The following is a 23165-nucleotide window of genomic DNA, read 5'->3' as shown; positions in this document are numbered from 1 at the left end:
TTAAACTACAAAACTCCACGGGAACTATTCACTAGTTTCTGTGGAGTTTAGAAATGTACTTTTCTGGTACTGATATATTTCGTATTTATTTTTGGACAAGTGGCTAACTTGTTCTTGTAATTTTCGGAAAATATCATATACGGAAATAGTAAATTAATAGCTTTTTTTAATATATTTCTACCGTAATTTTTAATCCCATTATTAGGATGATATAAATATCCCGATAGTGCAAAGAAAACTGGCATAATAAAAGTAAAAATAATCGCTATGGAAGTTTTAGTAATACCATTATAATTACTGTAGCCAGGTGTGTTAAACATACCAGTTAATACGTGACCTAAAACCACAAATAAAATAGTTATTCCTTTTCCAAAATCAACCCAAGTTATTCTTTTCATTTTAATATCACCGTCAGAGTTTTACCAACTAACCCCACGATTCCGTTGGTAAGTGCTAAATTCTTTGTCTTCATGCTGAAGTTCCTCCTCTTTTAACAGCTTTTAATGTCGATCAGCTTATTGGACATAGTTTTCAAGTATTCCCTAGCAAGATTAATTTTTATCGTGATTTTTCTGCGTCTGTGCGAGAAGTTCCTTATACTTATTAATTTCTGAGTTAAAGTGGTCTGGTATATCTTCATTTGGGTGTAACTTTTGTCATTATTTTTCCTCGCTTATTTCTTTATAAGTTCTATTATATTACACTACACGTAGTACAAAGCCGATGCTTTTTAGACAAATAAAAAAAGCCCACCACTTAAATTAATAGATGATGGGCTCTTCTAACACTATCAAAGTTAATTAAAAACCGAGGTAATTTACAATATTGTCAAAGTTAATGAACAACCTTAAGATAACGCATATTAATATATTTGTCTAGTCTTTACCGTTTAAAATTTATCCAGTAAATCCCGAACCTTGAGCATATTTAATTGAAATATATTCATTAGTTGCGACTTCATAAGCGTAGCCAATATTAGGGATGTTAACTAACTTATCTTTAGTTTGCCAGCTAGTACCGCCCTTAAATGTCTTATTAGAGTCTTTAATTGAATTCCCCTTACTATCATAAGCAAGTACACCATAATCTGAACGATAATTAATATTTACAACATTCTTAAATGTCGTTGATGATTGTGGTAATAAAATGTTTCCACCAATTAAATAGTAAGGCACGTCATTGATGACTGTGATAGTACCAGACTTCCAGTCTGTGCCACTAATTACATCAGTACCTACATTTGCTTTGCCTTCATTATTATAAGTAGTAAACGCCTTATAGCTGTTACCTTTTACAGATATCACATTACTAATAGTTTCGTTAGGGTCAACTTGTGGAGATTGTCCACCAGTGAAAAATTTGTCATAATTCTGAGAAACATCAAAATTACCGTACGAACCAGCAAACTGGTACGTGCTTCCCCACTGCCATGAGTGATGTCCAGAGTACCATTGCTTGCCACTTGCATTATATGGATACGAAGCAATCCAACCTTGTGCTATATCCGTTTTTGAACCGAGCCAAGATGACATAGTATAGACGGCCGAACGATAACCATACTTGGCAACTTCATTCATGAAGGCCACATTATTAGCATTGTTAGTCGCCCGTGAGAGTCCATTCTGTTCTTGTGCTTCCACATCAGTGATCAACACTGAACCAATTGGTAGACCGTCAGATTTAGCCATTTGACCAGCATAGTCAGCCTCATTGATAGCACCTTGAACCGTTGTATATCTAGCAAAGTGGTAGCCATTAATATATAAGCCAGCCTTTTGTGCTGTCGAGATATTATTAGCTGCAGTGTAATCATGATAGTAATTGCCTTCACTGATTTTAGTAACTACAGACTTTACACCATAATTATTCAGCATATCTTGAAAATTAGATACTGTCATATAGCCGTTATGGTTAGATACATCGACCATATCAGTTCTTGCGCCCTCAACTGGGGATGTAAACACAAATAAGCCTGCAATTAGCAGACTTACAATATAGATTAATTTATTTTTTAGTTTCATTATTATCGCCTCTATTTCTTAATTTTTCCAGATTATCAGTGATCCAATTAGGCAATGGTATTCCCATAATTCCTAAATTTTCTACGATTGATATTCCATATTGACCAATGAAAAACATCAAAAATAAATTAGCAAAGTTGTCCAATCCCCAACAGTCAACTAATGGATAAAAAATAACCCCCATTCCTGCTATTACAGTATGCTTAATAAGTCCTTGTCTACCAGTTGTTGAATTTAATCGTTCATTTGAATTCCTAAAAAAGCCTTTCAAAAAACCAGTAGCTAGATCAACTAAAATAATAATAATAAATGTCAAAAACCAAGGGTTTTCAACTAGTTTTTCAGCAGCAAACCACCATTCCATAAATCCAAAATGTGGTGTAGGTTGTGGTGCATAGTACATATATATTCATCTCCTAAATTTTTGTGCTAAAAAAAGGAACTAGCTTTTTAGCTAATTCCTGTAATCTTTAGTTTTACTGTCTTACCTGTATCGTCTGTTGCTGTAATGGTTTGACCTATCAAATCGCTTATAACCTTTTGGTACCCTTTATATACACCGTTAAGCACTTCCAAATGATATGCATTGCCTTTCCCCGGGTCTTGAGATAATCCATATATATAATCGGATTTGGAGCCCTCTTTTATTATTCTCCAATTCATATAAGTATTATTATCTCGAATGATGGAGAATCCTTTTGGTACAGAATCAGATTTCAAAAATTCACCAAAATCGGTACTTTGTGGACATGTATTAAGTACAAATTGTCCAGTTTGAAAAATAGCCTGTGTTTGAAAACCTGATAAATCCGGCTGGTTTGCTTTTATTAGTTTAGTTACATCTTCACTACTTAAACAATCTAATGGGTTGAGTGTCCAATCAGTAGCTACATTACCCTTTTCTAACTTAAGCTCTTTGTAGTCAACTTGTGTCGTGTCAGTTTCATTTGTATCAAACACTACCGCTACATATGCCAATGTTCCTCCAGCGGGTATAGTCATCGTACAGGTTGAATATCCAGATGAACCAGCAGTAATAAAATCCGAACCACCATACTGCCATACTTTGCTTGCATCTAACCAAGCTATCTGAACTGTCATTGGATGAGAATAAGGGTGCAACCAAGCACGAGCAGTAAATGTTGTATCTGTTGAGCAACCCATATTCACTGGGTAGGTAGGTATCCCTGCACTATAACCAACTCCTTGTGACGTAGCCAGATTGTCTGTTGTTCCTAATAAATAATTTCTTCCGCCAATTTTAGGAACTTCTAAAGCATTCAATTGAGTTTCCGCTGCCGTAATTCTTTTTTGAAGCTCGTTAACCTGATTGGTGTAATTCTTTAATTCGTTATCAATTACATTTTTAACTTCTTTAGGTGCATCAATACCAGTTAGTTCATCAGTGATTGCTTGTAATTTGTTTTTCCACTTGTCATAGATAACATTTAAATTGCTCATACCAGGGATGTAATCATTTAAGTCATCTGAAATATTAACGCCTTGTAAAACAGCAATTACAAAACTTTCTGTGGATACTTTTCCATCAATTAAAAAATAAGCATTAGTGATTTTACCAAACTCGTTCACTAGTGCTTGAGGTACTGTATAGGTTATTACACCCTCTTTAATGTTAGCTGGATCGTTAGCAACGATTGCACCGCTAGGTTTGTTAGCAAAAAAGGTTGCTGTGGTAAAGCTTGTGTAAGGCTGGCCGTCTTTTAGCAGGTTTACTGTAATAGTTTGGTCTTTATCACCAACTCGAAGTACAACTGGCTCATTAATAATTTGACCTGATTTATTGATGTCTAAGCTGATTTGATTCATCTGCATTTTCACCATCCTTTACGTCTGATACCTTAACTTCTTCGCTTGAAGCGGGTTGCTTGATTTCTTCACTTTCAGCTGGTTGCTTAGTTTCTTCGTTTACAACAGGCTGTTTAGTTTCTTCACTTGCAACAGGCGAAACAGGTGAAACAGGTGAGGAAGGTTGCTTGGTTTCTTCGTTTGAAACAGGTTGCTTAACTTCTTCACTTGAAGCTGGCTTTTTAACTTCTTCACTTGAAATAGGTTGCTTAGGTTCTTCACTATCCTTTACATCTGATGTCTTAGTTTCATCGGGCACATCAGTCTCTGGTTTGTCATCGGCTTTAGCAATAGCATCTACCGGTTTGTTATCCTTAACTACTTCATTATCAGAAGTGGTAGCGACTGCCTTATCTACTGATTTATCGTTTGATACATCAGTCTCTGGCTTGTCGTCAGCTTTAGTAATAGCACCCGCCGGTTTATTATCAGAAGTGGTAGCTGCTACTTCTTTATCTCCTGATTCATCGCTTGATACATTAGTCTCTGTATCTTGACCGTTAAACTTCTTCAATTCATTCTTTGCTAGTTCTCTGAACTCGTTGAAATCAGCCTCTACAGTATCTAAATTGGTACTCTCGCTGACAGTTTCATTAATACTCATTTGACCGTTTTCACTTAAACTAGCGTTAAAATTGCCTAGAATACGATCGCCGTCTTTACTGGTTCCATTGATATAAATTGTTTTAGTTCTCGTTAATGCCATTGTTTTTCTCCTCAATTAAATAGTCATCTGGAAATGCTTCGGGAACCTTGCTAAAAAGATATTCAATAAGGTTCTGCTGATTCTCGTTTTGCGCAGACAACAAAATATTCTGTTGAAATACCTTTGCGTATTCTGCTTGATATTTAGTTATAGCCACGTCACTACTGACTGTGGTTATTTTTTTTACATCTAGTTTTTTCAATTAAATTCGTCTCCCATCTACAAACACTGGACCGCCTAAATATAATCCACTTCCATTACCAACAATATTTCCCGTAACATGCAAATACTGAATATTAGCAGTATTGGAAACTGTCATATTATGAGTATGAATCATATTGACACCATCTAGCTGATTAACAGTTATCGAAGGTGTGGAAATCCCATAACTAGCAATCGAGGTTGAAACCACACCCGAGCTATTCAAAACTTGGATACTCGAATCGGTTCTTAAAGAGCTACTGAATATTTGAGCACCTTTAATTACGCCTCCAGTTATCGTTCCACCAGTGATATTAGTACCTGTCAAAGTATTACCAGTTATTGAATCTGCATAAACACGACCGTCAGCCGATAAGCCTGTCATAACTGTTCCATTATTGCTATGAAAACCTGCTCCATGATCGTCTAATAACCAGTACCCATAAGGTGTGGTAATTTCCATTTGAGTGGCTTCTGCTAAAGTAGGAATCCAACGAATTTTATTGTTCCCACCACTATTCATGAGATTAGTCATATCAGATTGTGTTTTAGATACCGTATTTTTAACATTGTTAATTTGATCTTGTGCCCTTTGTTCAGATTCATCTAACTTCTGGTTAGTTTCATCTTTATTAACGATTGCATCGTCTTTGATATCTGAAACGTCATTATTAATAGCCGCTACATTATCTTCCACATTACTGATGTCATTGGTTGTCTGTGATTTAACTTCATCAGTCTTTTGACTAGCATCTTTAATACGTTTATCCAAGTATCTAAAGATAGTCTGTTGAATCTTGCCGGCTTTCAAAGACTTGTTAACGTTTAAATCAGGGTCAAAGTGACGTTCTACGATTGTTTCATCAGAAGTTATTTCGTATTTTGGATCATAGATACGCGCTATATCACCAATTTGTGCATTGACTACACGTTTTTGATTAGCATTAGCAACTGTGATGTTAATTGTGTAGGCTGGCTTATCAATGTCTGGATTTTCAATAAAATATTTACTACTTACATCTATCAAATCTGGAATGTTTTCAACTCTGCTTGAATAGTCAACATACTTTCTGTGTGGAAGTTTGTAAGTGTTAAAAAGTGGACTATAAACTTCCGGACCATATTGCAAATGTTCAGGAATAGATACTGCTTTACTAGCTTCTTCTGTACCAGATATAACTTTCCCAAGTTCACCTTTGAAACTTATATCTGATGAAAGTACCCACATATTAGTGGCTACTCTATATTCATAAATATTGCCCTTGTGTCGCTGTCTATCGGTTACCCAAGGTGTATGAGGTGCTAGTTCTCGGTTAGTTACTTTATCGTTTGAATCCAAATAAATAGTCGCTACCGTATCACCTACAGTAACGACTCCATTTTTAACTTCTCTTACTATCCAGCCATCAACCGGCCCTGGGTCAACAGGCTTTGAAATAACTCCACCAATTGAACCGTTTAAACTAACATTAGTTGCGTTGACCCACATGTTCGTGGCAATTTCATATTGAATTAAGCCATTTTTCTCGCGTTCCTTATCGATAGCCCATTGTGAATCAATGGCAAGACCACGCCCGCTATCTAATACGTTGTTATCATCGTAAACTAAGCCCATTGAATCAACGATTTTGACACTACCCGTAGCAGACTTGATAGTCCAACCTGATGTATTAGTTCCACTTGCTTTGGGTTCTGAAATAACTTCATACGTCTTGCCATCAAAGGAATTTCCAGAAATTGAAACCCACATATCAGTTGCTACTCTATATTGAGTGTCTGAACCATTACTTCTAACTCTATCCGTAGCCCACTTTGAATTAGCCGCTAACATTCTATTAGTAGTTACAGAACCTTCATCATTGTATATTGTTCCATTTGAATTAACGGCAAACGTTCCCGATACACGTTTAATTGTCCATCCTGATAGGTTTTGCGATACAGCCATTCTAGCCATCATCATTCTAGGACTTGCAGTTGAACCAGAAATGACACTTCCAACTGTTCCATTGAAACTTACATCACCAGAACCAATCCACATGTTTGTAGCTACTCTATATTGAGTAGTTCCGCCTTTAGTTCTAACTTGATCAGTTGACCACTGGCTATCTTTCCCTAAGCCACGGCTTTGGCTAGTGTTGTTATCATCGTAAGTTGTTCCAAAGCTTGACGTAACAGTAACTACCCCACCTGAATTGATTCGCTTAATTGTCCAGCCATCTGTATTAACCGAGCCTTGACCGTTGTCAGCGCTAGAACTAAGTTTTCCTTTGAAATCAACATCATTAGCATTGACCCACTGATTGGTAGCAATTCTATATTCGACCATTCCGTCTTTTGTACGTTGCTTGTCTGTGTACCAGGAACTTCCAATTTCAACCAATCTATTATCATCAACAGTATTTGCATCTGAATAAATCTTAGCTCTGTGATTACCAATTGTTACGACACCGTCAGTAATCTCCTTAACAGTCCAATCATTGGCATTCGTTGCTGATTGAAAATCAATAACATCTCCCAACTCACCGTTAAAAGTGATGGCTTTAGAATCTACCCACATATTAGTAGCGACACGATATTGAACTACGTCACCTTTTGTACGTTGAATATCCGTTGCCCAGTCAGTTTTAGCAGCTAAGCTACGAGATGCATCGGCTACATTTTTATCGTCGTAAACGATAGCGTTGTTATCGCCAATTGTAACCGTTCCGCCTTGATTAACTTTTCTAAATGTCCAACCGTCAGTGTTTGTTACCTTTTTATCGTCCTTAACTTCTACAGCCTTTACTGTGTAGTAAGGAACAATTGAAGTTACCAAGTTATCAATGTTGCTATCAATCTGGACACCAGCGATGTTCTTACCGTGTCTCAAATCTATATAACGACCTGTATTCTTGCTTGTGAGTTTTAAGATCATACCTTTACGAACTAAACGAGCGTCCAAAACACTGACAAGTGAGTTATTCTCACCAACTAAAATTTGACCAGGATTGTAATTAGTATAGACAATGTCTGTCTTACCAATGGTTTTATCAATGTCGGTTGAATAACTGAATTTTTGACCTGGTAGGTCAAGTCTATTGACCATCTCATTTAATACAGCTTTTGCGGACTTGCCATCAATACTTAGTTTCCCGCGAACGTAATTTTCATTAGTAAGCATTGTGACATGATTACATGTAACACTCACAGTACCGGGATTTTTAGTTGATATATTTTTGACATAGAAAAAGTCCGTATCCGTTGTGGATACAGACGTTGCAACTATCATTTCTTCTTTCAATTTACTAAAAAGCTTATCAGTTACAAGCATTTCAAATGAAAATGTGTAATCTCCATTTAAAACTTCATGTACATCTTGATTCGTTGCGGTAGTAATTCGACCTAATCCAGATTTTGGATAATCGTCAATCGAATTCAATAGCATTGGTTTCATTTAAATTGTCCTCCATCGTGGATATATTTTTCCGCTTGTAAAAGAAATGGTATTGTTACCACTTCTTAATTTTGGAAATTTCTGTGTAATATCATAGGCATTTTCAATTACCCCAGAATCATCGAAAACATCTTGTTGCTCTTCGTCACAATCAATATTGATTGTCCCGTTAGGATTTTTAAATTCGTAGGTAACATCATTGATTGTGACCGTTGTTCCGGACGTAACAATTAGTGGTCTTGATGGATATTCAAACTTATTAAATAGTTCAATTGAACCATCTACCTTATAGAACGTTTCGGGAACATAATACTTAAATGCTTGTGTTGAAAGTTTCATAGTGAGTTTTGTCCAGTATGAAATTCTGGATAATCTAGCCTGTGAAATGACATCAGCATTAGTAATTCTATATGCAAAATTAGGTTCACCGTAATACGTGAAATCAATATATCCAGCAGTATCAAACGCTGAAACCAGTGCTGACACACGCATTGTACGGTCAAGTTCATTGTCTGCACGAACAACTATACTCAAATTGATGTCTCTATTATCCCAAGCATTTTCATCTAAAATTGATTGAGAGCTTGCGCCCTCTATTGCTTGAAAAATTTTCTTTCGTTTTGGAATTGTGATGGTTGGATAGGATTCAAGGAAAGAATTTAATTCTAACATCCCTGTTTTTCCGTTTATTAAAAAGTCTCCTGTTTTCATTACGCTATTGATCCACCTCCAAATGCATCAGATTGATTATTAAACTGCTGTCTGAATTGACGCTCAATTTGTTCAGAAACTAAACGGCCAATATTTTCTCCATCATTGGACTTGGTATTGACCGTCACATTGATATGAAATTGTTGAGCGTTAGTAATATTATCTCCACGATTATTATTAGTAGTCACGGTGTCACCAGCTTGTAACAAGTTGGGACTTAGATCAGTAAACTGTTTAATTACTCGTGAATATCCAGGAGTACCATTCGCGTACTGTGGAATACCTCCAAGTAATTTATTAGTTTGTCTAGCCGGAATAATTTGTGTATGTCTAGGCAATGCCATGACCACATTACGGCCTTGAGGTACAAATGTATCACCATTAGGCAATCTAATCATTTCACGGAATACAGGCCCACGTTGGTCATTAACCATAGCAGTACCTTCTGTAAAATCAGTGTCACCTTTTTCTTTCTTCGTCTTCCCAAAATTGGAAAAGAAATTATGAATAGAGTTTGTAACCAGGTTCATAACTTTTGTTCCTATAGGAAACGCATCTACTCCTCGTTTAGCTGTTCTAGCGGGTCCGGAAGCATGATCGCTTGCTAGCAGCGTTTTTGGAATCGGATGTGTTGCGTTAAATTGACCAAGCGATCTTTTACCGGTATTTACTTTATTAACCACATCTGAAGCATTACCTTTTAAGTTCTTAGTATTAACATGTTTTGCATTGTGCTGATTCAGTGCGTTTTTAGCTGTAGTAATTTTGCCTAAAACATCAACATTGTTACCATTCATTTTTTTAATTTCAACAGATTGGCCATTAAAATGAACGACAGCAGTTTGACCGACTTTAGTCTTAGAAATCACATCTCTATTTTCGGCTCTTAATTGCTTGATTTGAGCGGGGCTTAAATTATAACTCTGTAATCCATATCCGGCTTCTCTTAAGGCTGCCATGGCCGACTGGTTGTTAACTATCAATGTTTTTTGAGCATCGGATAAAGCATTAAAATTACCATATGAAATAACTAAGTTAGCTAAGTCCATAGCTGAATTACCAGTATGGATAATTGCGTTCTTTTCAGATAGTGGTAATCCATTCCATTGCCCAGTTTGCACTAATGCAGCAATAATAGGAGCACTAGCATCATCGTTTACGATTGCATTTTTAGCTGGAACATCTAATCCTTGCCACTTCCCTGCACTTGCTAATGCGTTAATCATACTTCCTGTAGCTTTGTCATTAACTACAGCGTTTTGAGTCTTTAAATCTAATTGATTCCACACACCAGATTGCTGCATTACTTGAACAAGTTTAGCTGTGGCTTTATCGTGGATAATTGCATTCTTTTGTTGCATAGTTAACGAATTCCAAGTTCCAGCTTTTATCATTGCATCCACAATCGGAGCAGTTGCTTTGTTATTAATAACTAGGGCTTTTTGTTGCATGGTTAATTTATTCCATTGACCTAAATTATTGAGTTGGTCAACTAATTCAGCGTTACCTTTACCATTAATTACAGCTTTTTTAGCAGTTAAACTAAGCTTATTCCACACGCCTGCCTTAGTAAGCATATCAATCATATCTTTTTCACCGGAAGTCTTAACTAAAGCCTCCTTATCTTTCATAGATAGATTGTTCCACTCACCAGCATCAATCATAGCTAAAGCCAATTCTTTTTGACCCTTGGCACGGACTATAGCTGTTTTTTGTTGTGGAGTAAGTTTATCCCAATCTTTAACTTTTTTCACAACACCAGTTAGTTCCTTGTTTCCTTGCACACGGATCATTGCTTTCTTGTCTTTCCAAGGAAGGCTATCCCAACGTCCAGATTGGATAGCAGCCTCACCAATCATCGACTTAGCATTACTATTAATTTTTGCATGCTTCAAATCAAACTCGAGCTGTGCCCAACCTTGTTTGGTCTTAGCAGTATCGTTAATAGTTTCTTGAGCATTAGTCTTAATCTTTCCAGTCTTTGGATCAAGAACCATATGATTCCAATCTTGACCAGCTTTCTTAGCGACAGTTCCAATTTTTCCATACTCTTGAGCGATTGATGATAATTTAGTTTTATGATTACGTTGAGCTTTTGAAAGTTCATCATCGACATTTCTCCATGATGTTTTTTCTTTGTGGACAATGTCATCCAATGCTGTTGTATGACTGGCATCGTATTTATCTTCAATTTTTGCAATAGCTTGTAAATTCTTATCTAGCTTAGACTTATGGCCGCTTCTTAAGGTTTCCATAGCCTTGTTATAAGCTTTTTCACTAATTAAGCCTTTACTACGATAACCTTTTAAAACATTAGCTTGTTTCTTATAAGTGTTTTCTTCTTTAACAGAAGCTTTTTCCAAAACATCAATGGTTGATTGTGCTTGCTGTTCTGTTAAACCTTTAACATCGCCGTTTAAGGCTTTCATTACAGCAATTTTTTTCTTGCCTGTGATTCCTAATAATTTTATTTCATTCTCATTAAGCTTTTGTTGTGAATTGCGAATATAGGTTTGTTGCTCAGCAGTTAGTCGTCTTACGTCTCCATTATGTGTTCTAAGAATTCCAGCCACATCTGAGCTTAATGTCTTAGATTGAGCAACTATTTTATTATTTCCAGACTTTTGCTCATTTACAGATTTTTCAACAGTGGCACGAACTTGTGGTGGTAGACTATTTAAGTCTTTACCCAAGCCCTTATTAATTTTTTTACCAGTCTCATCAATCTCTTTGCCAATTCCTTCAAATGCTTTAGCGGCTGTCTTGCCATTAGCGGTTGCACTATCTCCAAAACTGTCTAACGCTTGACTAGCTTGTACATTGAATCCTTGAACTTTAGATAATGATTTGTCAGCGGAAGCACCGACATCACTGCCCCAACGACTAACACGCTGGCTTGATTGATAAGCTTTTTTACCGTAATTTTCCCACCATATTCCACCTGCAACTAAAGCAGCCGTAGTAGCAACAACGGCAACCGCGGCAACGGGATTGGCGGAAGCAAATGATAATACAGCAGCACCAGCGGTTCTTGCCTTTGATCCAAAAGTTGTAAACGTATTGGCTGTGCCCGCAACTTTTGAACCGGCATCTACAACGGATTCCGATGTTTTAGCCGCTTTAGTAGCAAAGTTTCCACTTTCATAAGCGGTCTTGCTGAATCCGGCCTTTAAAATGCCTAAGCCAGTAGCTCCCTGTTTACTTGCTCCGACCATTCGACTGATTCCTAATACTGGAAGACTAAATGCTGTTCCCAGTGCGCCTAATCCGCGTGATGCCCCACCTAAAATAGACAACAATGGTCCAACTGCTGCAGCTAACGCAGCCGTTTTAACAATTGTACGTTGGGTAGATGCATCTAAGTTACCAAATGATTTAACAACTTGAGTTGCGTCTTTAACTAGTGGCATTAATGTTGGTGTTAATTTATCACCAATCGTAATTGCTAAAACGTGCAGTGATTCCTTAAATTGTGCAATTTGTGCAGCTTTGGTGCTATTCATTGTGTCAGCAATTTTCTTAGTAGAACCTGTTGCTTTTTCTGTCTTATTAGTTAAATCTGTTAAGGCGTCTCCACCTTGTGATACCAGCGCATTCATACCAGCTTGTGCTTCTGTACCGAATGCAGTAGCAATAGCGGCTGCACGTTGCTCTTTAGTCCATCCTGCCGTATTCGTCTTAATCTTGTTAAGAATCTCTGGTAACGTTAACGTACCTTTCTTAAAGTCAGCAACGTTAATACCTAATTCCTTGAAACCAGCTGCATTTTGTTTCGATGGCTTCATTAACCTTGTTAATGCTGAACGTAAAGCTGTACCTGCGACTGCAATGTGTTATCGTACGAGTTCTTTATCTCGTACTTCATTATGTTTCCATAATGTTCAGACTATATTTTCGTCCAATATAAAAATTGGAGCTAACTCTTCGTGGATATTTTTCCATACAAAAAAACACTATTATTTATATAGTAGTGTTTGCTTAGGATAATTTATCTAGTCGTTACACCTTCCGTGAGTTTCCTACACGGCTTGGCTCGGTCTTGACGTGATTATATATAATTTTAGTGTTAACCGAATTGAATTAGTCCTTTTTCAAAGAGATTACTCTCTAAGCGGGCCAGTGAGAGCAGGATTTTTATTATTCTCGTTAACCCTTCAATACCTTGATTACTCATTAAACCAATCGCTGCAGCAGTTTCTTCCAAACTGATTCCAGCTGCATGAGCTGTAGGGCCGACATAAGTCATGGCATCACCCATATCTTGGAAACCAGCAGCAGTTGCATTAGCCGTATAAGTCAAACTATCAGTTACACGTTGAGTATTTTTTAACATACCAGCTGTAGTTCTAGACTTCAAACCAAATTGTTCTAGTGTTGACGTTGAAACGGTCATAACAGAATTGAAATCATCACCAGAAGCCTTAGCCGCGTTCAAAATACTTGGCATAGCTCCAAGCGCCTGTTTAGCGGAATATCCACGCTTTACCAACTCTTCAAGTCCTGTATTAATAGACTTTGTGGAAATACCATATTGAACTGACCACTTCTTAGAAGAATCAGCCATTTGAGTCATTTCACGTCTTACTTGTCCGGCACTCTCGCCATTGGCTTGTAATAACGGACCAATGTTTTTAATTTGAGAATTAAAATCAATAGCGGACTTAACGGCATAACCAAAACCAGCCACAATAGGCGCTGTAACACGTGTGGTCATAGTTGAACCCATTGAACTCATTTTTTGACCAGCTGATGTTGCTGCAGAGCCAAACTTCTTTAAGTTAGTTCCTGCTTTATACCATCCTGTTGATTGCTGATCTATTTGACGTTTCAAACGCCCCATCTCGGCATCCAAGACATTAATTGAACTCTTAGTTTTATTTAAAGCGGAAGCGGCATTTTGCTGCTTCTGTATCATATCTTGTGTTGCTTTGCCGGCGCTATTTATGTCTGATGTAGCTTTTTTATAACGTTCTTCTAGCTCTCCAAGTTTTTTGCTGTAATTGTCCATTTGACCTTGCATAGTCGAATAATGAGTTTTCATTGAATTCAAACTATTGCCATAGGCCTTTATGTAATTATCTTGAAGTTTTAGTGCCGCGTTAGTATTTCTAATTGTGGACATTAAAGCTTTAGACCTATTTTGGAAAGGGTCAATATCCAAAGTGACGGTAGCTGCTAAATGTCCTAATGATCCAGCCATATCTTATCCCCTTTCTTATGAAATCTAGGCAAACAAAAAAGGAAACGCGCGATCAATTGTTGTTTCCTTTTCTTCATATATATGATTTATGCGCTTTACATCGTCCATGGTCATATAGTCCACATCTTTAAATTTGTATCCTTGTGACATCATGGATTTGTAAAACTCGTCAATTTTATTAAGCGAGTCCTTTAATGTTTGCTCGGTTATTTTTTTGATTTAGTTTTATCAGAATCATCAGGATCACTAGAGCCTAAGCATTCATCAATAATTTTTGAAACTGCAATCGTTGATTCTGAATGTGCTCCGTCAATGAAATCCTTTGCCGTAAATTGATTATTAAAAAAGTTAGACGCGAAATTCGCAACATCCTTTTCATTATTCATTAAATCTTCATCAGTAGGACCATCTTTTTTATCCCACATTTTTACTTGGTGCTGTTGCAGAATCAAAGCACGAGTGGTGTCTTTGAAAAATGGTGTTTCTGTACGTTTAAAAGGAATTTCTTCGCCCTTGATCGTTAATTTAACTTCATAAGCCATATATATTTCTCCTATAAATTTAATTCCGTCCGCCACCGCTACCAGAGAGGGAGTATGCTCTTAATCAATTACTTCTTAGATGTAGGTGTATCTAAAGCTTTGTAGTCGTCTGCTGTCTTAGGAAATACGAAGCTCTTAAACTTTTCTAAGTCAAAGCCAGCATTGTCTTCACGACCAATTGCAACCATCATTCCATCTTCTGAATCTCCACGAGGAGCAAATGTGCCTGTAGTTTCATCATTGCTTGGATCAGGAGTACCGTCTACAGTCTTAGTATCAACACCGGGTAGTGAGAATTTCCCCTTAAGCATTGCTACATGAATCTTTGTGCCATCATCCATTTTGGTGTCAAACATAATCGCAATGTCATTAGGCTTTAGGTTCTTGTTGTAGAGTTCAACACCATTCTTAACTTCAATTCCAAAGAAATCTTTTCTTGCTTCGGAAGCGATATCTAATAGCTTGATATTCAAAGTAGCTTCTGAAATACCACCAGAAAGAGTTACGTATGGACCATCATCGGCCGCAATACCCTTCATTTCATTTTTCAAATCCATTTTGGCTTCAGTTAGTCCCGGCATTTTCTTAGGTCCGCCAGCCACCAAATCATTTTCTACAACTCCGTAATAGAAGTTAGATGCACCAAATTTTGCTTTTCCCATTTAATAAATCTCCTTATTTTTTGTATTAAAAAAGGCCTTAGTCCTCGTTTGGACTAAAGCCTTGATATTCAAAGTTTCCTTGGACCATTTGTAGGTCCGTCATGTCAATATCACGCGTATGATTTTTGTAATAGCGTTCGTATCCGTGGTTATACATGTTTTCGTAAATCATTTGTTCTAACTTAATTAACTCTTTAGTTTTGTATCGCAATATCCAGAAATCGATTTGATAGCGTGGATATTCAATAATCCTTCGATTGTCAGCATATAAAGCATCATCGCCTGGAATTGCAGTAATACGAATCCACGGGGCGTTAGAATTTTGGATAAAACTTTCTTGCGGTGTTCCTACATAAATCTGTGGTAGGTCTATTTTGCTCCCACGAATTTCGTTCATATAATCTTGAATATCGGTGTTTGAATTGAATATTTTGAAAATGTCATATTCGTTCAAATTAATCACCGACCTTTAAATTCTTGACGAAAATATTAAGCACACCATCTCTAGTTTTATCTTGAGTTTTCTCGATGAAATGCTGTGGGTCTTGCTTAGACGTTCCACTATTAGGAAAGTGAGCAATTGGCCCCTTTACCTTGTCATAACCAACAGGGACTTCATACTCACCAGTCTTTAGTGACACACTTCCAACCTTCATATGGTCTCTTAATGGACCCTTGCCTGAATGGTCTTCCGTGCTAACAGGAGTATCCTCGGCTAGTGTTTCACCGAAATATTTACCACCCTCACGAACCGCCTTACGTGCTTTACGATCATATCCTGATTGCAAAACTTGAACGTTATGAAGCAATTCCTCTATGCCTGTTACGCTCATTTGGCATTCACCGCCTTGCATTCCAGTTTCGTGAGGTCTCGTTTGTCAAAATCTTCATCAATACCCGTAATTTCATAAATGCTTCCACGCCAACGTACTTTCCATGTAGAGTCAATCAAACGTTGTGGTTCAAATTTAATAGCAAAGTTAGGTGATTCCTTGCGATTACCAACTTTAGTCGTGGCATCTTTAAACTCACGGATTGGTGTGTTAAGAACTTCTGCCCAACAACTAAATATTGGTGTATCTGTACCTGGAACCATTACACCGTCCTCGTTTTGAACTTCTTTATTGCTAAGGAATTCAATTCGCTCAGTCATGTGTGTTAGTCTCATCGGAATCTACCTCCTCACTACGTAATTGGTGAATCACATTATTAATTGTTGTGTTTTGGAGTGGAAATCTCATGACTTCCGAACCATTTCCTCTGTAGTAGTAATCTTCTTCTACATATTTCATTAGAGCGACAAAAAACCTGTGATCAGAAATATAATCACTAGGCTTTTTAGTTGCAGAAATAGCATGAGAAATTTCACTAGCAGCGGACTCGATAAGTTCATTTAGCACGTCATCGTCAAAGTCCTGGTCAATCTTGCAATATAACTTAAGAGTTTTGAATTGCTGGTCGGTTAATAGCATTTAACTAACCTCCAATCTTAGATAATAGGGTTGCCTTCGTATCATTAGATAAATACTTAATTCCCTTACTATCTAAATATGCTTTGATTTCGGCTACTGTGGAGTTTTCATCAACCACCCTTGTAGTTGATTCCACAGAGCTTTCTGGACTATTTACCGGGAGCTTTTGCTGCGTCTGTTTGAGTTAAGAAGTAACCAGCGTTTTTATCAGCTTTTACAACACAGAAACGTGTAACCGCTTGTAGATATTGACCGTAAATATCGTTGTCTACCCAACGTACTTGAATATCCAATCTGTCAGCCATAACAACAGCACGTTTCAAATCACCAATCCATGCGTGAGATTCTCCATCTTTACCCAAGGCAGTATCTTCAACCACTGTTACAGGAACACCTAGCAATGTAACTGGTGAACCATCAGCAATCGGTTGATGTAGTAAGTATTGACCATTCTTGTCCTTTAGAGTGTCTAGATAGTTGTAGAAGCTTTGTGATGCAACGATTACCTTGTTATAAGCAGGGTCAAGATCAACATTGAGAATATGTTTAATACCGTCTACAGACTCACCAGCTACTGTTTTGGCTTCGAATGATTTAAGAATTGTTGAAATAGCAACATTAGTTGTATTAATCTTTTGTTCTTGAGCATTTCTAGATACCAATCCAGTTAGATCAACAGCTGAATCTTGAATAGATTCATTTGAAATAGGAATAGCACCACGATATGTATTAATCTTCCATGAAATATTTTCAAAATCGGGCTTTGCTAGTTCAGGATTCTTTGCCAATTCTTCAACGGTATTTAGTGTTGCTGTTGCACGCTTCAAAATCGGATATTCACCACTTGCTGTTGTAGCTGTAAAGTGTTGAACCAATTGAGATAAGTCAGTTGCTGATTTAACTTCATTTTCAGGACTATAAACAATTGATTCTGGAATTGTTGCACCGACATTAGTACTTGTGATACCATCACGGGTTTCACCCTTAGAATGTAAAAATTCATTCAATGAACGCTTTTCTTCATCTTCTGCGCTCATTTTTCTACCTTCTGGTTCTTTGTGATTGTCGGGAGTCTTAGCAGTGGCTTCGTAGTTTCTAAGCTTTTCTTTGTCAGCTTTGATTTGGTCGTCCATTTTACGAACTTCGCTTGCAGCCTTATTAGCGGAAGCAATTTCTTCGTCTGTAGATTCCTTATTTTCAAGAATTGAGCGAGTTTCTTCTGCTTTCTTACTTCTTGTTTCTTCTTGATCCGCAATTTTCTTGCGTAATTCTTTAATAATTTCTGTTAGCATTAACTAATCTCCTTATTTTTTGTATTAAAAAAGGCTACTGAACTTAATCAATAACCTATTTCAAATAATTCATATTTAATTTTCGTAAAGCTTCTTGTCGTTTAAGCTCTCTGGCTTTAATTAACGGTTCTTCTTTTAGCTTGTTGACTACTTCCATTGACCGCTTGCCTACGGACACGTTTGTATCTGCGTAGGCTGGTGTGGTAACAATCGAAACATCATATAATTTATCGATTGAGCGAATTGTTCTTTCATACTCCACACCATCAATGTCTGACTCACGCCATTCGCTTCCATTACCATCGTCTGGCAACGAGAACGCAAAAGAACATTGAGATAGGATTCCCATTCTGACTTCTTCTAGCACATCGTTTGCAGTTGTAGTGTTTGGCAAATCAATTTTGAATCTCAGTCCGGTATCGTCCTTGGTCAAAATTAAATTGACACCCGAACGGCCTAACAATTTAGATTGATCGTGGTTAAAAGTGGCTACCACATTACTCATATCAGTATTATCAAGGCATCGTTTATCTAGTGTTTCGATAAAATAGTTGTCAGCTAAAGGTTGTGAACGTGTATTAAATTTAAGCGCATAGCCTTCAACCGTTCGTGAATTTTCTTCGTCACTTCTGACTTCCACTTTGGTTTGTGTTGTTCTTAGCTCCATTAACATCACCTCCTTTCGGTTGAACCTTATTACTTTTTTGATATTCATCTTTCAAGTTCAAAGAAACTGTATTCAGTGTTGATTGATATTCATTCATTTCAGAAGTCTTATCATCAGCTTTCTTACCTAATTCGGCTCTAACTTCATTAGGCGTTAAGATGCTATTTTCGACCAGCGCTACTAGTTCAGTTACTGGTCTTGCCGTTTGTTTACGAGTATCAAAGTCGAAATGGTAATTGTGACGTTCTTTATCAGTCAGCAATTTCATTTCAAATTCACTAACGATTGGCTTAAAGTAAAACGGCAGGTCATTACTGATATATCCGGCCGCTAACTGATTCACGGATTGGTTAGGAGAATTAATTGCCAATTTATAGGCTGGTATTCTCATTGCTTTAGCAATCTGTGATGCAGACCAATTGTTTGAATTAATTAAATTCAGAACGCTTGTATCTACTTCTAATGGCTGATATTCCATTGTCGAATCAGTAATGATGGGACCATTTGAATCGCCTTCTTGAGCATATTCAAAATCAGCTCTAATCTTTCTACGTGCTTCCTTGCTGAGCTTGGCTCCATTAACTTTCAAAATCGAGCCTTTAAGACCCGACTTAAAGAATCGTCCTAACGTATCAACGCCAGACTTTTGTAAATTCATTTCGTCTACAAGTGATAAAAGTGGCGACCTACCAACAATCCCATCGGAACTAAAGAATTTGAAGTGGATAACATCTTCTGGTTCTAAATCAAATGGACTTCTGTCATCTTCTGGATAGAAAGTATAGTAATATTCACGTTTTACACCTGGTCTATCTCGATAATTAATTGCCACTTGTGAGGGTGGGAAAAATTCCAATTCTATTGCTTTACCAGCATTCTTACCGTATGTCGTAGGGTCACGAATAATGCGCGTGTACGAATTACCAGTCAAAATTGCATTAACCATCATTGCAAACTTCCAGGAATATGCGGAACTATAATCATTAGACTTCTTATTTAATAGGTAGGTAACAGTATTCTCATCCGCAATTGAGTCATCACTATCTTTAATTTGTAGGATAGGAAATCTTGCAACATCACCAGCCACAATCGAAACAGCAGTCAATACATCTGAATTATTCAAAGCACCGATTCCCATAAAATTTCGATTGCTTGGCAAAATACCGTTATTCAAATAGTCCATAGCCCAATCATCGCTAGAATCATTTAAACTTCTAAAAAAACTCATCTATTCACCTCCTTTCTATTCAGATTTAATCATCAAGATTGATAGGATAATCATCGAAACTCCGCTTACAATCAGTCCAATCGGTAAACTAATGAAATACGAACCAATCGAGATCATAAAAAAACCACAAATCAAAACGATCTGTGGCAAGTTCAAGGCTATCCATTTAAATAATTTACTCATTTTCATCTCCTAAAAGCCAAATTCATCACTCATTACATAATCATCATTTAAGTAATTATCTATGTTTTCGGTGAAACAAATTGCGTAAGCGTCAAGTAAAGCATCAACGGGATCAATTTTGTTAGAATACTTATTTTTATTGATTCGGACACCGTTGTTGTCGGTCATTAACACAGCATTTGTAACGGCTGTTTTTAAAATAAAGCTGTCAGAATGAATAATGTTTCCATTTATTACGCCATCCCTAAATTCCTTAGTAGGAGCAGAGAGAGTCATGGTTCCTTGTCTAACCTGAACCTGATCCCATTCTGGGTGTCGCTTTTCAATTAGTGTTAAAAGCTGTCCATATTGATATGGATCGTACATAATTCCTTTAACATCTAAATCATTTTGTTCGATGAAGGATTCAAGCCAATCAAACACACGTTCGTTATCGATAACACCTGATTCAAGTTTGGTTATTTCACATTGACCTTTTTCGGCCAAATCACGATAATTCATACGGTCTTTTTTTATTTTTGCATCTAGCCCATATTTAGTTCCTACAAAAGAATAGGAATCCGCATACCATTTACCTTCAATCGGAACTAACCAACTGATAGCGAATAAATCAGACACTTTACCAACATCCACACCTATCCAAACAGGCTTGCCATGGATGTCTGGCTTAGTTTCAACCATTGTTTCCTCCCATTTTTCAATATCCAAATAAGAATTTTCTTCTGCTTGACGCCACATATTGAAGTTTTTAACCAAGACTTCGTTTTTCTCACCAGTTTGTTTGGCAACATCCCATCGTTTCTTTAAATATGGTGCATAATCTTTCTTAACTTCGGGGATGACAAGAAGCGGATTACTCTTTGTCCAATTTTTAGGGTCTTCAATTTCTTCAATTGATTCTTGCTCTGCAATAAATGCAAAGTATTGGTCATCGGTAATCTCGCCCGAAAGAATCTTCTTGGCTCGTGGATATTCAACGGTGTACATAGGAGCATTCATATTAAAGTTAGCTGTAGAAATAATTACGATTAACGGATTATGCAGTTGACCTTGACCAGAAACTAATAGTTCCATCATTTCATTAGTCTTAGAAGCTCCATACTCATCAAGCACTCCTAAATACGGTTCAAATCCATCGATAGCACCAGTATCACGAGAGAGTGGGCGGACGTATGAATCGTCATCTAAATTAATCAATAGCTCACGAATTTTCTTAGTGGACTTTTTAATATCTGGAAACTTTGCACGTAATTGGTCCAGCTGTTTACGAGCCATCTCAAATGCAATTTTTGCTTGTTCCTTATCGTTAGCCGTACAAAAGATTTGTCTTGAACGTGCGGGATCTTTAGCAAACAAGAATTCATATAAAATAATGCCAGATATGAGTAATGTTTTACCTTGCTTACGTGCCATAGAAACAAATACTTTGTGGAATCTACGTCTACCGTGGTCTTTCTTTTCTACCCAGCCGTAAATGTTTTCAATAATGAATTTTTGAAATCCAGCAAGTTTATGTGTACCACCTTTAGGATCAGGTAGCATTTCAATGAACTTAACAGCTCTATTGGCTAATTCCTGGTCAAATTCATATGGGGATGTGCCATCATTAGCACGCTCTAAGTCTTTTTGGTGGCGTTTTACTGCATTTAAAGTGGCCTTACAAGTGACATACTCTCCACTTAGAACCTTATTAATATAATTTTGTATGCTACCACCTCCTTAAAATCCTAATTTATCAGCAAGTGTTTTTGGCTTGTCTTCTTTTTTAGGAACATTCATGCGCATACGTGAATCAACTGTTAATCCAATTTCACTTGCTGCTGAACGAATATTTTTTGAAACTTTATCTAAAGTTCCTAAAATCTTCATTCTATCGTCAATATCATCCACAGTTTCAAGACGTTTACTTAAATCTGCAAATTGTGAATACCAGAAGCAATATTGTTCGACCATTGCCCTATCAACTGCTCTTACAGGTAAGTTTTTAAGGTCTGGTACAATTCGTTTCCACTCCGCTTTAGCCACGCCAGATAGGCGATTAGGGGGCGAATTTTGGAGTATCTTGTATCCATCACTTGCAAGTATTTCTGCGTTGAATTTTGCCTCTTGTTGTTGCTTAGTTAAGTTAGCTGTTGATTGCTCTAAAACCTTATAAGGACGACCTTTTCCCGCCATATCACCACCTCCAATCTTTATATCGAATTACATCTTCTTTCCAATGATATTTATGGTCTAAATCGGCCGGTTCAAAAATTTAATTAATAGAATTTCGTGCGCAAAAAAGAGGACGTGCGTTCAAGAAGCAGTGGGAATGTACGCCCCCGTTGACTTTGAGGGGGTAGGTCTGGAAAATATCCTCACCCATCTGGTTAGAATCTCAAGCCTCATAGATATTTTTGTGTGCGCAAACAATAATAAAAAATCAAAAAGAAAAAAATAAAACTAAATTCAATTCATTAAATGAAAAGAAAATAATTTTATTTAATTTGTTTTTACTTTTTTAATTTCTAAATCTAATTCATCAATCAATCTATCAACATCATTCATGATCTTATATGAATCAGTTGTATCTCTATGTAGTCTGTGTAGTCTACTGATGCACTCTTCCTTTGAAGTATCTAACATCAACCAATCAACATCATTAGATGATAGTAATGTAGTCAACCTTTCATCAGGCTTAGTCATGATTAACCAAACGTTATTGAAAGTCTTCTCTGCTTTAATCTTACGTAATAACATCTCATATATAATCTGAACGTAATCATTCACATCTATGTTGTGCTTATGAATGGTTAAGTCATTAGCCTTACTATCATTTGTGTTCAAGACATTAAGTATTGAACCATCTAACGATGTGGACTTAAGTCAAATCCTCGGACACGAACTCTATTCTTAATTTAACAAACTGAAGCCGTTGGTTTCTTCGAATTGCTTAGGGGTCATATAGCTTAAAGCACTGTGAATTCTTTTACGGTTGTACC

The 23165-nt window shown here is 36.9% G+C and carries 23 protein-coding genes; all 23 read right to left on the bottom strand.

Annotation, left to right across the window (positions count from 1 at the left end; all coding sequences use genetic code 11):
• Window positions 1-47 precede the first annotated feature (47 nt).
• Window positions 48-398: an acyltransferase family protein gene (locus FHL05_RS10770; protein WP_153522675.1), complete on the bottom strand. Its 351-nt coding sequence runs from the start codon at window positions 396-398 to the stop codon at window positions 48-50.
• 498 nt (window positions 399-896) lie between these two features.
• Window positions 897-2021, bottom strand: coding sequence for a GH25 family lysozyme (locus tag FHL05_RS10765; RefSeq protein ID WP_153522673.1), 1125 nt, complete (start codon window positions 2019-2021; stop codon window positions 897-899).
• A complete protein-coding gene (locus FHL05_RS10760; RefSeq protein ID WP_153522671.1) occupies window positions 2005-2424 on the bottom strand; it encodes a phage holin family protein in 420 nt (139 codons plus the stop codon). The genes FHL05_RS10765 and FHL05_RS10760 overlap by 17 nt, the downstream gene beginning before the upstream one ends.
• A 47-nt stretch (window positions 2425-2471) precedes the next feature.
• Window positions 2472-3854 (bottom strand): hypothetical protein, encoded by a 1383-nt coding sequence (locus FHL05_RS10755; protein ID WP_153522669.1) that lies wholly within the window; start codon window positions 3852-3854, stop codon window positions 2472-2474.
• Window positions 3820-4593 (bottom strand): prolipoprotein diacylglyceryl transferase, encoded by a 774-nt coding sequence (locus FHL05_RS10750; protein WP_153522667.1) that lies wholly within the window; start codon window positions 4591-4593, stop codon window positions 3820-3822. The genes FHL05_RS10755 and FHL05_RS10750 overlap by 35 nt, the downstream gene beginning before the upstream one ends.
• Window positions 4574-4795 carry a hypothetical protein gene (locus FHL05_RS10745; protein ID WP_153522665.1) on the bottom strand — a complete coding sequence of 74 codons (222 nt, stop codon included), beginning with the start codon at window positions 4793-4795 and terminating at the stop codon, window positions 4574-4576. The genes FHL05_RS10750 and FHL05_RS10745 overlap by 20 nt, the downstream gene beginning before the upstream one ends.
• A complete protein-coding gene (locus FHL05_RS10740; RefSeq protein ID WP_153522663.1) occupies window positions 4796-8227 on the bottom strand; it encodes a hypothetical protein in 3432 nt (1143 codons plus the stop codon). It abuts the gene before it with no gap.
• Window positions 8228-8938, bottom strand: a complete 711-nt coding sequence (locus FHL05_RS10735; protein ID WP_153522661.1) for a hypothetical protein — start codon at window positions 8936-8938, stop codon at window positions 8228-8230. It lies immediately after the preceding gene.
• A complete protein-coding gene (locus FHL05_RS10730) occupies window positions 8938-12768 on the bottom strand; it encodes a phage tail tape measure protein (RefSeq protein ID WP_338025951.1) in 3831 nt (1276 codons plus the stop codon). The genes FHL05_RS10735 and FHL05_RS10730 overlap by 1 nt, the downstream gene beginning before the upstream one ends.
• Window positions 12769-13004: 236 nt before the next feature.
• Entirely contained in the window at window positions 13005-14138 is a 1134-nt protein-coding gene (locus FHL05_RS10725; protein ID WP_153522657.1) for a phage tail tape measure protein, read from the bottom strand.
• 206 nt (window positions 14139-14344) lie between these two features.
• Entirely contained in the window at window positions 14345-14680 is a 336-nt protein-coding gene (gpG, locus tag FHL05_RS10720) for a phage tail assembly chaperone G (protein WP_153522655.1), read from the bottom strand.
• A 68-nt stretch (window positions 14681-14748) separates the two neighbouring features.
• Window positions 14749-15342: a major tail protein gene (locus tag FHL05_RS10715; protein WP_153522653.1), complete on the bottom strand. Its 594-nt coding sequence runs from the start codon at window positions 15340-15342 to the stop codon at window positions 14749-14751.
• Window positions 15343-15379: 37 nt separating this feature from the next.
• Entirely contained in the window at window positions 15380-15796 is a 417-nt protein-coding gene (locus FHL05_RS10710) for a hypothetical protein (protein WP_153522651.1), read from the bottom strand.
• Between the two features lies 1 nt (window position 15797).
• Window positions 15798-16175 carry an HK97-gp10 family putative phage morphogenesis protein gene (locus FHL05_RS10705; RefSeq protein WP_153522649.1) on the bottom strand — a complete coding sequence of 126 codons (378 nt, stop codon included), beginning with the start codon at window positions 16173-16175 and terminating at the stop codon, window positions 15798-15800.
• Window positions 16172-16510 (bottom strand): phage head closure protein, encoded by a 339-nt coding sequence (locus FHL05_RS10700; RefSeq protein ID WP_153522647.1) that lies wholly within the window; start codon window positions 16508-16510, stop codon window positions 16172-16174. The genes FHL05_RS10705 and FHL05_RS10700 overlap by 4 nt, the downstream gene beginning before the upstream one ends.
• Entirely contained in the window at window positions 16488-16814 is a 327-nt protein-coding gene (locus FHL05_RS10695; protein ID WP_153522645.1) for a head-tail connector protein, read from the bottom strand. The genes FHL05_RS10700 and FHL05_RS10695 overlap by 23 nt, the downstream gene beginning before the upstream one ends.
• 149 nt (window positions 16815-16963) lie before the next feature.
• Window positions 16964-18106 (bottom strand): phage major capsid protein, encoded by a 1143-nt coding sequence (locus FHL05_RS10690; protein ID WP_153522643.1) that lies wholly within the window; start codon window positions 18104-18106, stop codon window positions 16964-16966.
• A 55-nt stretch (window positions 18107-18161) separates the two neighbouring features.
• A complete protein-coding gene (locus FHL05_RS10685) occupies window positions 18162-18773 on the bottom strand; it encodes an HK97 family phage prohead protease (RefSeq protein WP_338025950.1) in 612 nt (203 codons plus the stop codon).
• A complete protein-coding gene (locus FHL05_RS10680; RefSeq protein ID WP_153522639.1) occupies window positions 18730-20001 on the bottom strand; it encodes a phage portal protein in 1272 nt (423 codons plus the stop codon). The genes FHL05_RS10685 and FHL05_RS10680 overlap by 44 nt, the downstream gene beginning before the upstream one ends.
• A gap of 15 nt (window positions 20002-20016) precedes the next feature.
• On the bottom strand, window positions 20017-20184 hold the full coding sequence (locus tag FHL05_RS10675; protein ID WP_153522637.1) for a hypothetical protein: 168 nt from the start codon (window positions 20182-20184) through the stop codon (window positions 20017-20019).
• A 9-nt stretch (window positions 20185-20193) separates the two neighbouring features.
• Window positions 20194-21891: a terminase TerL endonuclease subunit gene (locus tag FHL05_RS10670; protein WP_162000288.1), complete on the bottom strand. Its 1698-nt coding sequence runs from the start codon at window positions 21889-21891 to the stop codon at window positions 20194-20196.
• A 12-nt stretch (window positions 21892-21903) separates the two neighbouring features.
• Entirely contained in the window at window positions 21904-22359 is a 456-nt protein-coding gene (locus tag FHL05_RS10665; protein ID WP_153522635.1) for a phage terminase small subunit P27 family, read from the bottom strand.
• 306 nt (window positions 22360-22665) lie between these two features.
• Entirely contained in the window at window positions 22666-22923 is a 258-nt protein-coding gene (locus tag FHL05_RS10660; RefSeq protein WP_153522633.1) for a hypothetical protein, read from the bottom strand.
• Window positions 22924-23165 lie beyond the last annotated feature (242 nt).

Origin of the sequence: Companilactobacillus halodurans, from assembly GCF_009600995.1 — a bacterium.
Classification (GTDB): domain Bacteria; phylum Bacillota; class Bacilli; order Lactobacillales; family Lactobacillaceae; genus Companilactobacillus; species Companilactobacillus halodurans.
This window is presented reverse-complemented; position numbering and strand designations above follow the sequence as displayed.